The organism is Janthinobacterium sp. PSPC3-1 (genome assembly GCF_049896105.1).
In the GTDB taxonomy this organism is placed as follows: Bacteria; Pseudomonadota; Gammaproteobacteria; order Burkholderiales; family Burkholderiaceae_D; genus Janthinobacterium.
On sequence record NZ_JAFCTQ010000001.1, the window covers coordinates 331,046 to 345,411 of the forward strand.

General features: G+C 64.9%; 11 protein-coding genes. 10 read left to right on the forward strand and 1 reads right to left on the reverse strand.

Going from position 1 to position 14,366, the window contains the following annotated elements:
- The first annotated feature begins 28 nt into the window (after window positions 1–28).
- From ACP7B7_RS01495 to ACP7B7_RS01540, 10 genes are all read left to right on the forward strand, one after another.
- Window positions 29–1,150 (forward strand): hybrid sensor histidine kinase/response regulator, encoded by a 1,122-nt coding sequence (locus ACP7B7_RS01495; protein WP_308925115.1) that lies wholly within the window; start codon window positions 29–31, stop codon window positions 1,148–1,150.
- Complete coding sequence (locus ACP7B7_RS01500) at window positions 1,147–4,521, forward strand: hybrid sensor histidine kinase/response regulator (protein ID WP_308925116.1); 3,375 nt, start codon at window positions 1,147–1,149, stop codon at window positions 4,519–4,521. Before ACP7B7_RS01495 ends, ACP7B7_RS01500 begins: the two co-directional genes overlap by 4 nt.
- A 42-nt stretch (window positions 4,522–4,563) precedes the next feature.
- A complete protein-coding gene (locus ACP7B7_RS01505) occupies window positions 4,564–4,962 on the forward strand; it encodes an MAPEG family protein (protein WP_308925117.1) in 399 nt (132 codons plus the stop codon).
- A 119-nt stretch (window positions 4,963–5,081) separates the two neighbouring features.
- Complete coding sequence (locus tag ACP7B7_RS01510) at window positions 5,082–6,803, forward strand: RecQ family ATP-dependent DNA helicase (RefSeq protein ID WP_308925118.1); 1,722 nt, start codon at window positions 5,082–5,084, stop codon at window positions 6,801–6,803.
- An 84-nt stretch (window positions 6,804–6,887) separates the two neighbouring features.
- The gene (locus ACP7B7_RS01515) at window positions 6,888–7,943 is read left to right on the forward strand and encodes a ligase-associated DNA damage response exonuclease (RefSeq protein WP_308925119.1); all 1,056 of its coding nucleotides are present in this window, start codon (window positions 6,888–6,890) and stop codon (window positions 7,941–7,943) included.
- On the forward strand, window positions 7,936–9,567 hold the full coding sequence (locus ACP7B7_RS01520) for an ATP-dependent DNA ligase (protein WP_308925120.1): 1,632 nt from the start codon (window positions 7,936–7,938) through the stop codon (window positions 9,565–9,567). Before ACP7B7_RS01515 ends, ACP7B7_RS01520 begins: the two co-directional genes overlap by 8 nt.
- Window positions 9,568–9,577: 10 nt before the next feature.
- Complete coding sequence (locus ACP7B7_RS01525; protein WP_426075534.1) at window positions 9,578–12,043, forward strand: ligase-associated DNA damage response DEXH box helicase; 2,466 nt, start codon at window positions 9,578–9,580, stop codon at window positions 12,041–12,043.
- Entirely contained in the window at window positions 12,040–12,741 is a 702-nt protein-coding gene (gene pdeM / locus ACP7B7_RS01530) for a ligase-associated DNA damage response endonuclease PdeM (RefSeq protein ID WP_426075535.1), read from the forward strand. Before ACP7B7_RS01525 ends, pdeM begins: the two co-directional genes overlap by 4 nt.
- Before the next feature lie 159 nt (window positions 12,742–12,900).
- On the forward strand, window positions 12,901–13,272 hold the full coding sequence (locus ACP7B7_RS01535) for a KGG domain-containing protein (protein WP_308925123.1): 372 nt from the start codon (window positions 12,901–12,903) through the stop codon (window positions 13,270–13,272).
- 151 nt (window positions 13,273–13,423) lie between these two features.
- A complete protein-coding gene (locus tag ACP7B7_RS01540; RefSeq protein ID WP_308925124.1) occupies window positions 13,424–13,714 on the forward strand; it encodes a hypothetical protein in 291 nt (96 codons plus the stop codon).
- Here the strand turns inward: ACP7B7_RS01540 and ACP7B7_RS01545 are convergent.
- A complete protein-coding gene (locus ACP7B7_RS01545; protein WP_426075536.1) occupies window positions 13,711–14,301 on the reverse strand; it encodes a DUF2239 family protein in 591 nt (196 codons plus the stop codon). The two genes, ACP7B7_RS01540 and ACP7B7_RS01545, sit on opposite strands and share 4 nt — an antisense overlap.
- Window positions 14,302–14,366: the final 65 nt, after the last annotated feature.

Sequence of the window (14,366 nt, forward strand, 5' to 3'; positions counted from 1 at the left end):
TGCCGTCGCGATGCCTGAAGACTGATCCGTGACCGCACCTATCCACATCCTTGTCGTTGACGACATCGCGCAAAACCTGGTTGCCCTTGAGGCCGTGCTGGCCCGGCCCGGCATCGTCATCCTGAAAGCCGGTTCGGGCGCCGAAGCGCTGGAAATCCTGCTCAACCAGGAAGTGGCGCTGGCTCTGCTGGACGTGCAGATGCCGCAGATGGACGGCTTCGAGCTGGCCGAACTGATACGCGGCAGCGCGCGTACGCGCGACATTCCCCTGATCTTCCTGACGGCCGCCACGCGCGAGCCCACCTACAGTTTTCGCGGCTACGAGGCGGGCGCGGTCGACTTCCTGTTCAAGCCGGTCGACGTCAAGGCGCTGCAAAGCAAGGTGCAGGTGCTGGTGCAGCTGTACCAGCAAAAGCGCGAACTGTCCTCCCAGCTTACCGAACTCAAGCACGCGCTGCACCTGAACGAATTGTTTACGGCCGTGCTGGGTCACGACCTGCGCACGCCGCTGTCGGTGGTGATGAACGGCGCCATGCTGCTGCCGATGATGAGCGAGCATCCGAAGGTCATCATCACGGCGCAGCGCATCGAGAGCAGCGCCAAGCGCATGGCGCGCATGGTCGATCAGCTGCTGGATCTGGCGCGCATCCGGTCGGGCACCATGGAGCTGCGCTGCGGCATGCACGACTACCTGGCGCTGGCGCAGGCCATCGTCGATGAATTCGACATGCCGGGCCAGCCGGCGCGCATCACGCTCAGCCATGTGGGCGAACTGCATGCCCAGTGCGATGCGGGGCTGTTGTCGCAAGTCATATCCAACCTGCTGGCCAATGCGCTGACGCACGGCGAACCGGGCGCGCCGGTGCAAATGGTGCTCGACGGGCGCGCCGCCGACCATGTGGAAATACGCGTGGTCAACCGGGGCGAACTTGATCCTTCGCTGCTGCCGGCCCTGTTCGAACCGTTCCACCAGAGCGGTGAAAAGCGCAGGACGGGGCAGGGCCTGGGGCTGGGCCTGTACACGGTCGACATGTTCATCAAGGCGCATGGCGGCACGGTGCAGGTGAGTTCCTCCGCCACCCAGGGCACCATCTTCACGCTGAATCTGCCGCGCCAGTGCGATCCCGCTGCGCAAGTGGCAATACCATGAGCGACTCCATGGATAACGATCAGCCGCGCGGCGGCGGCATTACCGGCGAGCTGGTGCGCAAGCTGGACTGGTCCGCCACCAGCCTGGGCGCCATCTCCGGCTGGCCGGCCAACCTGCGCACCAGCGTCGACATCGTGCTCAATTCGCCGATGGCGATGGTGCTGATGTGGGGCCCCGAGCATGTGATGATCTATAACGACGAATATATCAAGATTGCGGCCGGGCGCCATCCGGCCGCGCTGGGCGGCACCGTGCCCGATGTCTGGCCCGAAATATGGGACTGGAATGCGCGCATCCTCGAAGCGGGCCTGCGTGGCGAAACCCAGGTGCACCGTGAATGCGCGCTGCCGCTGCTGCGCGACGGCGTGCCGGTCGACCAGTATTTCGACCTGTTCTACACGCCCGTGCACGGCGCTGGCGGCCAGGTCGACGGCGTGCTGTGCACGGCGCTGGAACTGACGGCGCGTCTGGAAGAGGGCCGCCAGCTCAAGCTGGCCACGGCCGAACTGGGCGCCGTCAATCACGCGCTGCAGGCCGAGGCGGAAGCGGCGCGCGACGCCAACCGGCGCGTGGCCGAAGAGCGCGGCCTGTTGCGCGCCCTGTTCGAACAGGCGCCCAGCTTCATGGCCGTGCTGCGCGGTCCGCAACATGTTTTCGAGCTGGCCAACGAACACTATATCCGCCTGGTCGGACGCAGTGAATTGCTGGGAAAAAGCGTGGCAGAGGCCTTGCCGGAAGTGCGCGAACAGGGTTTTATCGACCTGCTCGACGAGGTCTACCGCACCGGCGTGCCGTTCGAAGGGCGCCAGCTGAAAGTCGACCTGGCCACCGCCGACGGCAAGCAAAGGCAGCGCCATATCGATTTCGTCTACCAGCCGATCAAGGATGACGACGGCGTGGTCGGCGGCATCCTGGTCGAAGGCAGCGATGTCACGGAACGCATCGAGGGCGAAGAGCGCTTGCGCCTGGCGCAGCAGGCCGGCGGCATCGGCACCTTCGAGTGGTTTCCTGACACCGGCAAGATGGATGTCTCGCCGACCTTCCGCCGCATCTGGGGCATCGCCGACGATGCACTCGTCACGCAGCAATTGCTGGTGAGCCTGGTCGACCGGCGTGACCTGGAAAAAGTCGGGCCCAGCCGCATGCAGCTGGCGCAAAACCCGCTCGAATATGTGGAATACCGCGTGCGCCGCCCGCTGGACGGCGAAGTGCGCTGGATCGCGCGCCAGGGCGAAGTGGTCGACGGCCCGGCGCCGGGGCAGCGCCGCTATGTCGGCGTGTCTTTTGACGTGACCGAGCGGCGCCTGATCGAAAATGAACTGCACGCCAGCCAGGAGCGCATGGCCGCCATCTTCGGCCAGGCTTCGGTCGGCCTGTCGGAACTGGGCCTGGACGGCAGCTTCCAGCGCGTCAACGGCGCCCTGTGCACCATGCTGGGCCGCTCTTCCGAAGAGCTGCTGAGCATGAACATGAACGACATCATGCATCCGGACGATGTGCCGGGCAATACCCTGCTGTTCCGGCGCCTGGTGGAAACGGGCGAATCATTCAGTCTGGAAAAACGCTACCTGAAGCCGGACGGCATGCAGGTGTGGGTGTCGAGCAATGTCAGCCGCCTGGTCGATGAGCATGGTCAAACGCGTGCCCTGATCGCCGTCAAGACCGATATCACGGAACGGCGGCGCATCGAAAAAGCGCTGCATGAATTGAACGAAACCCTCGAGCACCGGGTCGAACAGGAAGTGGGCGAGCGCACCAAGGCCGAAGACGCCTTGCGCCAGGCGCAAAAAATGGAAGCCGTGGGGCAACTGACGGGGGGCATCGCGCATGACTTCAACAATGTGCTGCAAATTATCTCGGGCAATCTGCACCTGCTGCACCATTTGTCCGGCAACGACGGCGTGATGCGCCAGCGCCTGGACACGGCGATCGCCGCCGTCGAGCGCGGCGCCAAGCTGTCGTCGCATTTGCTGGCCTTTGCCCGCCGCCAGCCACTGCAGCCGGTGGTGGCCGACCTGTCGCGCGTGGTGCGCAACATGGATGCGCTGTTGCGGCGCGCCCTGGGCGAAGCGATCGATATCGTGCTGGTGGGCGGCGCCGGCCTGTGGAATACCCTGGTCGACCGCGGCCAGATCGAAAACGTGATTTTGAACCTGGCCATCAATGCGCGCGACGCCATGGATGGCGCGGGCAAGCTGACCATCGAGATGGGCAATGTGGTGCTTGACGAGCAGTATGTGCACAACCTGGACGTGCCGGCCGGCCAGTACGTGATGCTGTCGGTCACCGATACCGGCAAGGGCATGAGCGGGCCGGTGCTGCAGCGCGCGTTTGAACCGTTCTTTACCACCAAGCCCGAAGGCGCCGGCACCGGCCTGGGCTTGTCGATGGCGTATGGTTTTGTGACGCAAAGCCGTGGCCATATCCGCATCTACAGCGAACCGGGCCATGGCACGGGCGTGAAGATCTACCTGCCGCGCACCCTGATGGCGGAAGCGGCGGACGAGGAGGAACTGAGCGGCGTGGTCACGGGCGGTACCGAAACCGTGCTGGTGGTGGAAGACGACGTGGGTGTGCGCGCCACCGTGGTCGACATGCTGGGCAACCTGGGCTACAAGGTATTGAAAGCGGAAGACGGCGAAAGCGCGCTGGCCGTGCTGCAAAGCGGTGCGCAGATCGATTTGCTGTTTACCGACGTGATCATGCCGGGACCCGTGCGCAGCACCGACATGGCGCGCATGGCGCGCGAGATGCAGCCCGATATCGCCGTGCTGTTTACCTCCGGCTATGCGCAGGACGTGATCGTGCACGAAGGACGGCTGGACGCGGGGGTGGAGTTGCTGAGCAAACCGTACCGGCGCGAAGAACTGGCGCGCAAGCTGCGCCATGTGCTGGCCAACCGCCAGCAGCAACTGCGCGCGCGCCAGTTCGACTGGTCTGCCACGCCAAACGATGGCGCGGCGGCGGCCGGCACGCCGGGCCTGGACCTGACGGGCCACGCGCCGGTGCCACAGGGTGACGTGCCGACTTCGATGAAAATCCTCGTCGTGGAAGACAACCTCGATTCCCAGCTGATGGTATGCGAACTGGTGGGCATGCTGGGCCATACCGTGAGCGGCGTATCGGACGGCGAATCGGCGTGGGAATTGCTCAATGAGCAAGAGTTCGATATCCTGTTTACCGATGTCAGCCTGCCTGGCATGTCCGGCATCGCGCTGGCGCGCATGGTGCTGCGCGACAAGCCTGGCATGCGCATCATCTTTTCCACCGGCTACGGCAAGGAATCGATGGACGAACTGGGCTTTTCCGCCAGCGTGCTGCGCAAGCCCTACGACCTGCTGGAACTGCAGGCGGCGCTGGAACAATCGTAAGCCGGGCAATCTTGCCCGGTTTTAACTAACTGAAAGGCAAGCATGACTCCTGAACTGACGATACTCGGCTGGACCCTGGTGCTGGCGCTGGTGCAGATCTTCCTGCCATCGAGTGCCCGCACGCGCGAGACCGGCGCCGCCTACAACATGAGCGCGCGCGACGAGCCGGGGCCGCCGGTGGGCAAGGTCACGGCCCGCCTGAGAAGGGCGCAGGCCAACCTGTCCGAAACCCTGCCGCTGTTCGCCGCCGCCGTGCTGATCGCACACGTGACGGCCGTGCACAACAGCCTGACCCTGTACGGCGCGGCCCTGTACCTGGCGGCGCGCGTGCTGTACGTGCCGCTGTATGCGTTCGGCATTCCTGTCGTGCGCACCCTGGTGTGGGGCGTTTCCTTCGTCGGCCTGCTGATGATCTTGTGGGCAATTCTGTTTCCCTCCTGAACCACTTCCTGAAATCCTACAGGGGCTGTGGCAGGCGTCCTATGGCGCACACACCGGCCCAACCGTAGAGTGAATACCAGCTGGCGCACGGGCGCCGGCATTCACCATACGGACACAAGATGGCCACCATCGCCACTGCATTACCCGAGACCGCCGGCAAGACGCCGGGCAAAAAGATCCAGCGCCTGCTGCGCTCCGTGTTCGGCGTCGCGCGCCTGCGCCCAGGCCAGCAGGACGTGATCGACAGCGTGCTGGCCGGCCGCGACACCCTGGCCATCATGCCCACCGGCAGCGGCAAGTCGCTGTGCTATCAGATTCCCGCCTCCTTGCTGCCGGGCCCGACCCTGGTGGTGTCGCCATTGATCTCGCTGATGAAAGACCAGCAGGAAAAGCTGGCCGGCCTGGGCATTACCGCCGTGCAACTCAACAGCAGCCTGTCGCGCGCCGAAGAACAGGACGCCATCGCCACCATCGCGGCCGGCGGCAAGGTGATTATTTTTTGCACGCCGGAACGGCTGGCCACCGCCGAGTTCCTGGCGCTGCTGGCCGCCACGCCACCGTCGCTGGTGGTGATCGACGAAGCCCATTGCATTTCGCAGTGGGGCCATGATTTCAGGCCCGCCTACCTGGAAATCGCCGCCGCCCTGCGCGCGCTGGGCCGCCCGCCGGTGCTGGCGCTGACGGCCACCGCCACCGACGACGTCGTCGACGATATTGGCGCCCAGCTCGATACGCGCAAGCTGCATATCGTCAATACCGGTATCTACCGTGACAACCTGCGCTACAGCGTGATCCAGGTCACCAATGCCGGCGAAAAACAGGATCAGGTGTTGCGCCTGCTGCGTGAGACGGCCGGTGTCGGCATCGTCTATGCGGCCACCGTCAAGGCTGTCGAAGCGCTGGCGGAGAAACTGCAGGAGCTCGGTGAAAGCGTGACCTGCTACCACGGCAAGCTGTCGGCGCGCGAACGCAAGGAACACCAGGACCTGTTCATGCGCGGCGAGCGCCGCATCATGGTGGCCACCAACGCCTTCGGCATGGGCATCGACAAACCCGACACGCGCTTCGTGATCCACCTGCAGGTGCCGGCCAACCTGGAAGCGTACTACCAGGAATCGGGACGGGCCGGGCGCGACGGCCTGCCGGCCGACTGCACCTTGCTGTACTTCCAGGAAGACAAGCGGGTGCAGCAATTTTTTCTTGCCAAGCATTATCCGACCGCCACCGAACTGGCGGCCATCGTGCTCGAAGCGCAGGAGTTGCCGGCCACGTTTACCTTCGATGCGCTGGCCGGGCGCCTGCCCGATTTCTCCGATGGCCACCTGAAAGTGTGTCTGAAGCTGTTGAAGGACGGCAAGCTGCTGCGCCAGGACCGCAAGCTCGGCTATTGCCTGAAAGCGGTGACGGCCAGGACGCCGTCGTATGCGCAGCTGGAACAGATCTATATTGAAAAGCAGGAACGCGACAAGCAGGCGCTGGAACAGATGGTGGCCTATGCGCAGAGCGGCTTTTGCCGCTGGAAGCTGCTGCTCGATTATTTTGGCGACGCCGGTGATTTTGAGCGCTGCTGCAGCTGCGACAACTGCCTGTCGCCGCCGGCCGTGTCGGCGCCGATCACCTTCGATGAGCACTTGCAGATAAGCACCCTGGCGCCGGCGCTGCCGGAAGTGCCGGAAGTGCAAAAAGCGCCGGCGACGCCGCCGATCGCCGTCGGCAGCCGGGTGCGCGTGCCGCGCTTTCATATCGGCACGGTGCTGTCGGTGGCGGGCGACCAGGTCACCATCGAGTTTCCTGAAAACACCACCAAGACGTTCATGGCCGAATTCGTCGCGCCAGCCTGAGTCTGCCTGAGTGTGCGCTGTCGAACAACGCCGGTGGCGGCGCATGGCTAGAATGGTTCCATTCGAGGATGACATGGAACTGGCATGAGCGACATGGTGGTAGTGCGCAAGGAAGGCCTGTATTGTGTGCCGGGCCAGTTTTACATCGACCCGTGGCGCCCGGTCGAGCGCGCCATCATTACCCATGCGCACGCGGACCATGCGCGCGTGGGCCATGGCCATTACCTGAGCGCGCAATCCGGCGTGAAGGTGCTGCAGTCGCGCCTGGGTCCCGTCAATATCCAGGGCCTGGCATATGGCGAGCGCATCAATCAAAACGGCGTGACCGTCTCGCTGCACCCGGCCGGCCATGTGCTCGGTTCCGCCCAGGTGCGCATGGAATGCGGTGGCGAAGTGTGGGTGGCCTCGGGCGACTACAAGCTGGAGTCCGACCCGACCTGCCTGCCGTTCGAACCGGTGCGCTGCCATACCTTCATCACCGAATCGACGTTTGGTTTGCCGATCTACCGCTGGCAGCCGTCGCAAACCATCTACGACGAGATCAACCAGTGGTGGCGCAAGAACGCCGCCGAAGGGCGCACCAGCGTGCTGTTCTGCTATGCCTTCGGCAAGGCCCAGCGCATCCTGGCCGGGCTCGACCCCGAGATCGGCCCGATTATTTGCCATGGCGCGGCGCAGGCCTTGACCGAGGTCTACCGTGCCTCTGGCGTCATCTTGCCGCATACCGTGATGGTGGGCGATGTGACGGACAAGGCGGCCCTGAAGACGTCGATCGTGATCGCGCCGCCGTCGGCCGCCGGCTCGCCCTGGATGAAACGCTTCGGCGACTACAGCGATGCGTTCGCCAGCGGCTGGATGCTGCTGCGCGGTGCGCGTCGCCGGCGTGGCGTCGATCGCGGCTTTGTCCTGTCGGACCACGCCGACTGGCCCGGCCTGATGCGCGCCATCAAGGCGACGGAAGCCGAGCGCGTGATCGTCACGCATGGCTCGATCCCCACCATGGTGCGCTGGCTGCAGCAGAACGGCTGGCAGGCGGGCGGCTTCGAGACGGAATATGGCGATGACGAAGCGGCCGACGCGGTAGCCGGCGCCGTCAATGAAGCAGTGGCCGCCGCCGCCGACGAGGCGCCCCATGCGTGAATTCGCCCGCCTGTATGCCGAGCTCGACGAGACCACCTCGACCAGCCGCAAGCTGGCCGCGCTGCAAGCGTATTTCAGCAGCGCCTCGCCCGAGAATGCGGCCTGGGCCGTGTATTTCCTGGCCGGCGGCAAGCCGCGCCAGGCCGTGCCGACCAAATTGCTGCGCGAATACGCGACCGAAGCGGCCGTGCTCGACACCTGGCTGTTCGACGAGGCCTATCACGCCGTGGGCGACCTGGCCGAAACCATCGCCCTGATCCTGCCCGCGCCCGGCCATGTCAGCGATATCGGCCTGGCCGAGTGGGTCGAACAGCGCATCGCGCCCTTGCGCGGCGCCGCCCCCGAGGCCATCCGCAGCGCCTTGCTGGGCTTTTGGGATGAGCTGGAAACGCGCGAACGCTTTCTGTTGATCAAGCTGATCGGAGGCGGCTTCCGGGTCGGCGTGTCGAAACTGCTGGTGACGCGCGCGCTGAGCGCCATCGCGGCGGTCGACAGCAAGCTGATCGCGCAGCGCCTGATGGGCTGGACCGATGGCAAGGTCAGCCCCACCGGCGCGGGATTTTTAAAACTGATCAGCGAGGAGAGCGACGGCGAACATGCGCTGCGCGGCGGCCAGCCCTATCCCTTTTTCCTGGCCCACCCCTTGCAGGCGGCGCCGGAAACGCTGGGCGAGGTCGGCGACTGGCTGGTCGAATGGAAATACGACGGGATGCGGGCCCAGTTGTTGCGGCGCGACGGCACCACCTGGCTGTGGTCGCGCGGCGAAGAACTGATCACGGAACGCTTTCCCGAACTGGCGCACATCGCGCTTCCGGAAGGCTGCGTGATCGATGGCGAGATTCTGATCTGGCAGCCGGGCGACACGCCATCGCCGTTTGCCGACCTGCAAAAGCGCATGGGCCGCAAGACGGTGTCCAACAAGCTGCTGGCCGAATTGCCGGCCGCCCTGGTCGCCTACGATGTGCTGGAGCTCGATGGTGTCGACATCCGCCACCTGCCGCAGCACGAGCGGCGCGCACTGCTGCTCACCCTGGTGGAAAAGATTGCCGACCCGGCGCTGCGCCTGTCGCCGCGCATCACGGCCGGCAGTTGGGAAGAACTGGCGGCGATCCGCAGCGAATCGCGTGCGCGCGGCGTGGAAGGCATGATGCTCAAGGCGGTCTCGGCCGCTTACGGCGTGGGCCGCACCAAGGATGTGGGCACCTGGTGGAAATGGAAGATCGATCCGTTTTCCGTCGACGCCGTGCTGATCTATGCCCAGGCGGGCCATGGGCGGCGCGCCTCGCTGTACACCGACTACACTTTTGCCGTATGGGATGACGATGAAGACGGGCAGCGCAAGCTGGTGCCGTTCGCCAAGGCGTATTCGGGCCTGACGGATGCCGAAATCGGCAAGGTCGACGCCGTGATCCGCAAGACCACCATCGAAAAATTCGGCCCCGTGCGCAGCGTGAAGCCGACCCTGGTGTTCGAGATCGGCTTCGAGGGCATCGCAGCGTCCAGCCGGCACAAGGCCGGCATCGCGGTGCGCTTTCCGCGCATCCTGCGCCAGCGCGACGACAAGGCGATTGCCGATGCCGATACGCTGGACACCCTGAAAGCCTTGCTGACGGGTGTGCCATGAAAGGAAGGCCGTGAGCAAGAGCGCGCTGGCGCAGCGCATCGACGACTGGTTTGCGGCCAAGGGCTGGACCGTGTTTCCGTTCCAGCGCGCCGTCTGGCGCGCGGCCGCCAGCGGCCAGCCCGGCATGCTGCATGCGAGTACCGGTTCCGGCAAGACCTACGCCGTCTGGTTCGGCGCCTTGCTGCGTTCCGATCGCCTGGTGCGCAAGAACCGCAAGCAGGGCCTGCGCGTGGTGTGGATCACGCCGATGCGCGCGCTGGCGGCCGATACCGTGCGCGCGTTGCAAGCGTCCGCCGAAGAACTGGCGCCCGGCTGGCGCATCGAGGCGCGTACCGGCGACACCAGCGCGGCCCAGCGTGCGCGGCAATCGAAGACCTGGCCCGACGTGCTGGTCACCACGCCCGAAAGCCTGTCGCTGATGTTGAGTCAAGCCAATGCCGCCGAGCGCTTCAACCTGCTGGAAACGGTGATCGTCGACGAGTGGCACGAGCTGCTGGGCAGCAAGCGCGGCGTGCAGGTGCAGCTGGCGCTGGCCCGCCTGCGGCGCTGGAATCCGGCCCTGATTACCTGGGGCGTCTCGGCCACCCTGGGCAACTTGCAGCAGGCGCAGGACGTGCTGCTCGGCGAACACAATAGCGGCGTGCTGGTCGAAGGCAAGGTGCGCAAGCGCATCGTGGTCGACAGTCTGATCCCGCTCAATCCCACGCGCTTTCCCTGGGGTGGCCACCTGGGCATCCAGATGCTGCAGCCGCTGATCGCCGAAATCGACGGCAGCGCCACGACTCTCGTATTTACCAATACCCGTTCGCAAGCCGAGATCTGGTACCAGCACCTGATCGACGCGCGGCCGGACTGGGCCGGGCTGATTGCCTTGCACCATGGTTCGCTGGCGCGCGAGGTACGCGAGTGGGTCGAGCAGAGTCTGAAGGCCGGCACGCTGAAAGCCGTGGTCTGCACCTCCAGCCTCGACCTGGGCGTGGACTTCCTGCCGGTCGAGCGCGTATTGCAGATCGGCAGCGCGAAAGGCATCGCGCGCCTGGTGCAGCGGGCCGGGCGCAGCGGCCACGCGCCGGGGCGGGTCTCGCGCGTGACCCTGGTGCCGACCAACAGCCTGGAATTGCTGGAAGCGGCCGGCGCGCGCCAGGCGCTGGCGCAGGGATTGCTCGAAGCGCGGCCGGTGCCCGACAAGCCGCTCGACGTGCTGGTACAGCACCTGGTGACGATTGCGCTGGGCGGCGGTTTCCAGTCGCAAGCACTGTATGAGGAAGTGCGCACGGCCTGGTCGTACCGGAATCTGACGGCACAGGAATGGCAGTGGGCGCTCGATTTCGTCGCGCGCGGCGGGCAGAGCCTGACCGTGTATCCCGAATACCGGAGAGTGCTGCCGGACGAGGACGGCATCTATCGCGTGCCGGACGCGGCGCTGGCGCGGCGCCACCGCATGAGTATCGGGACGATTGTTTCCGAGTCGTCGATCCAGGTCAAGTACATGAGTGGCGGCAAGATCGGCAGCATCGAGGAATCGTTTATTTCACGCCTGAAGCAGGGCGACCATTTCCTGTTTGGCGGGCGCATCCTGGAATTCGTGCGCGTGCATGAAATGACGGCCTATGTGCGGCGTGCCACCGGCAGCCGTGGCGCCGTGCCGCGCTGGCAGGGCGGCAAGATGCCGCTGTCGTCGGAACTGGCGCATGCCGTGCTCGACCAGTTGCAGCAGGCGCAGGACGGTGAGGCCACGGGGCCGGAAATGCGCGCGCTGGCGCCACTGCTGGCGATCCAGCAGAAATGGTCCAGCCTGCCGACGCGCGCCAGCCTGCTGGTCGAAACCTTGTCCAGCCGCGAGGGCCATCATCTGTTCCTGTATCCGTTTGCCGGCCGCTCGGTGCACCTGGGGCTGGCGTCCCTGCTGGCGTACCGGATTGCGCGCGTGCATCCGGCCACCCTGTCGATCGCCGTCAATGATTATGGCTTTGAATTGCTGGGCGCGGACGATCTCGATTTTGCGCCGCTGTTTACGGCGGGGACGGGCGGGGAGGTTCCCCTGTTCAGCCTGGATAAGCTGCTGGAAGACGTGCTGGCCAGCCTGAACGCGACGGAGCTGTCGCAGCGGCGTTTTCGCGAAATCGCCCGCATCGCCGGCCTGGTATTCCAGGGCTATCCGGGCCAGCCGAAAAGTACGCGCCAGTTGCAGGCGTCATCGTCGCTGTTCTTTGAAGTGTTCCGCAAGCATGACGCAGGCAACTTGCTGCTGACGCAGGCGCAGCGCGAAGTGCTGGAGCAGGAACTGGAGCTGACGCGCCTGCGCGCCACCTTGCGTGAGCTGCACCAGTGCAGCATGAGCGTGCAAGCCTTGCAGCGCGCCTCGCCGTTTGCGTTCGGCCTGATGGTCGAGCGTTTCCGCGAAAAGCTGACCACCGAAAAACTGTCGGACCGGGTGGCGCGCCTGGTGCGCGAACTGGAGAAAGCGGCCGCATGAAGCACTGCAGTATTGAACTGGCCGACGAAACGCTGTGGCTGCTGGCCGGCAAGGCCATCTATTGGCCGGCGCGCAAGATGCTGCTGGTGGCAGACATTCATTTCGGCAAGGCCACCGCGTTTCGTTCGCTGGGCGTGCCGGTGCCGCACGGCACCACCAATGAAAACTTGCAGGCCTTGTCGCACTTGCTCGAGGGTTACGCCTGCGAGGAAATCGTGTTTCTCGGCGACTTTCTGCACGCCAGGGCCGCCCGTGCGCCGGCCACCCTGGCCGCCATGCAGGCCTGGCGTGCGCGCCATCCTGGCTTGCGCCTGACCCTGGTGCGCGGCAACCACGACCTGCATGCGGGCGATCCGCCGGCCAGCCTGGGCATCACCATGGTCGACGAACCGCACCGGATGGGGCCGTTTGCGCTGTGCCATCATCCGGAGCTGGAAACAGATGGCTATGTGCTGGCCGGCCATGTCCACCCCGTGTTTCATTTGCGCGCCGCGCGCGAGACCTTGCGCCTGCCGTGTTTTTTGCTGGGGCCGCGGCGCGCCATGCTGCCGTCGTTCGGCGCATTTACGGGCGGCCATGCGGTCAAGCCCGCGCCGGACGAGGCCGTCTTTGTAGTGGCGGACACGGCTATTTTTCGCGTGCCGGGCCAGGGGCCGGATACTGTTGAGTCTCTGGTACCATCGATCAAAAACCAATAGTAACTGCGCCACCGCAGGCGGGATAGCTCCTACATATCGTCTTGTCATGCTCCTATTCTGGGTTGGCCGATCGCGCACTAAGATGACTGCTCCCATGCATAAGCGTGGTTTCTAACACCCGAGATTACTCACGAATTACTCACGATTGAGGAGATGATCATGGCCACATCGAGTGACAACAAACCCGGTCAGCAAGGCGGCAAGGCCAGCGGCAGCGCCGGCAGCGGCAGCGGCAACAAGCAGAGCGACACCAGCAAACGCGGTTTTGCTTCCATGGATCCGGCACAGCAACGCGAAATCGCCAGCGAGGGTGGCCGCGCCGCCCATGAAAAAGGTACAGCCCACGAATTCACGTCGGAAGAAGCACGCCGGGCCGGCAGCCAAAGCCATAAAAACGATGGCAACCGGCAAAGCGCCAGCACGGCGCAAAATCCGGGAGGGCGCGACGATACCAGCATGAAACAGGACAATCCGAACAAGCAAAGCGGTGGCTCGGGTTCGTCCGGTGGCAGCGGCAGCCGTGGCAGCTAATGGCGACAGGTAGCAACAGGCGGCAGCGATGCCGCCTTTTTGTAGGATAAATCCTACATAACCATCTGTTGTTTTCTGATGTCTGTCCCCGTCGGCGTGGACTATGCTGAACAGGTTGCAATCACGCAGCACACCATAGACGGAGGTCGACATGGCGCACACTACTCCACCGGGGCCGGCGGACAAGGCGAACAAGGCGGGCAATCCCGGCAATCAGCAAGTTGCCCGCAGGGATGAGGGTAACCGGCAAAGCCACGCGCAGGAAGGCGAGCATTTCGTGCTGGTCGACAGTGAACGCGGACTCGATATCGGCGACGACCTGTTTTCCATCGGCGAAGTGCGGCGTGCCGACCGGCTGCCGCAGCACCAGGGCGGCAACGCGGGCCAGAGCCGGCAAAGCGCCGATGATGCGCCCGACACCACCGGCAGCACCGGCGTTTAGTCGGCGCTCCAGGCCGCTTGTGCCAGTTGCAACACATATTCGCGCACATCGGCCGGCCAGCTTGCTGTCTGTGTCAAAAAGGCCGCGCGCTGCCCGGCAAACAGGGCGCGGCTCGCTTCCTCGAAGCCCGCTTCATCACCGGCCAGCGCACTCATGAAGCGGTAGGCCGTTTCACGCGCCTGGCGCTGTTCGTCGACTGCCTTGTTGCCGCGCTGCGCATGTTCCACCAGTTTCCGTAACGCCACCGACGCGCCGCCCGGCTGGGTCGCCAGCCATTCCCAGTGGCGCGGCAGCAGGGTGATTTCGCGCGCCACCACGCCCAGCCTGGGCCGGCCTGCCGTGCGCGGTGTCGCGGGCACGGCAATCTCTTCCACCTGTTCACGCGGCTGTGGCAGGCGCTGCAATACCTCGGCCAGGCTGCCGTGCAGGTTCAGGTCGACCTGCTGTCCATTGTCGTCATTGAAAACCAGGATTTGTGCGTCGGGCTCGCGGCTCACGAGTTCCTTCAAGGTTTGCGCCACGGCATGCAAGCTGCCGGCGGCCACCTTGCGCTTGCCGGCAAAGGCGGTGAGGGGGGATGGGGTCATGCTGCCTCCGTGTGGGAATGGGATAAGCAGCTAATTCTACCCGGGTTAAAATAAAAGTCAATAAT

What these genes read in the sequence shown, in the direction of transcription:
- pdeM (WP_426075535.1), top strand. Translation starts at nt 12,040, where the DNA reads ATGAAGCACTGCAGTATTGAACTGGCCGACGAAACGCTGTGGCTGCTG.
- ACP7B7_RS01545 (WP_426075536.1), bottom strand. Translation starts at nt 14,301, where the DNA reads ATGACCCCATCCCCCCTCACCGCCTTTGCCGGCAAGCGCAAGGTGGCC.
- ACP7B7_RS01515 (WP_308925119.1), top strand. Translation starts at nt 6,888, where the DNA reads ATGAGCGACATGGTGGTAGTGCGCAAGGAAGGCCTGTATTGTGTGCCG.
- ACP7B7_RS01500 (WP_308925116.1), top strand. Translation starts at nt 1,147, where the DNA reads ATGAGCGACTCCATGGATAACGATCAGCCGCGCGGCGGCGGCATTACC.
- ACP7B7_RS01510 (WP_308925118.1), top strand. Translation starts at nt 5,082, where the DNA reads ATGGCCACCATCGCCACTGCATTACCCGAGACCGCCGGCAAGACGCCG.
- ACP7B7_RS01540 (WP_308925124.1), top strand. Translation starts at nt 13,424, where the DNA reads ATGGCGCACACTACTCCACCGGGGCCGGCGGACAAGGCGAACAAGGCG.
- ACP7B7_RS01505 (WP_308925117.1), top strand. Translation starts at nt 4,564, where the DNA reads ATGACTCCTGAACTGACGATACTCGGCTGGACCCTGGTGCTGGCGCTG.
- ACP7B7_RS01520 (WP_308925120.1), top strand. Translation starts at nt 7,936, where the DNA reads ATGCGTGAATTCGCCCGCCTGTATGCCGAGCTCGACGAGACCACCTCG.
- ACP7B7_RS01535 (WP_308925123.1), top strand. Translation starts at nt 12,901, where the DNA reads ATGGCCACATCGAGTGACAACAAACCCGGTCAGCAAGGCGGCAAGGCC.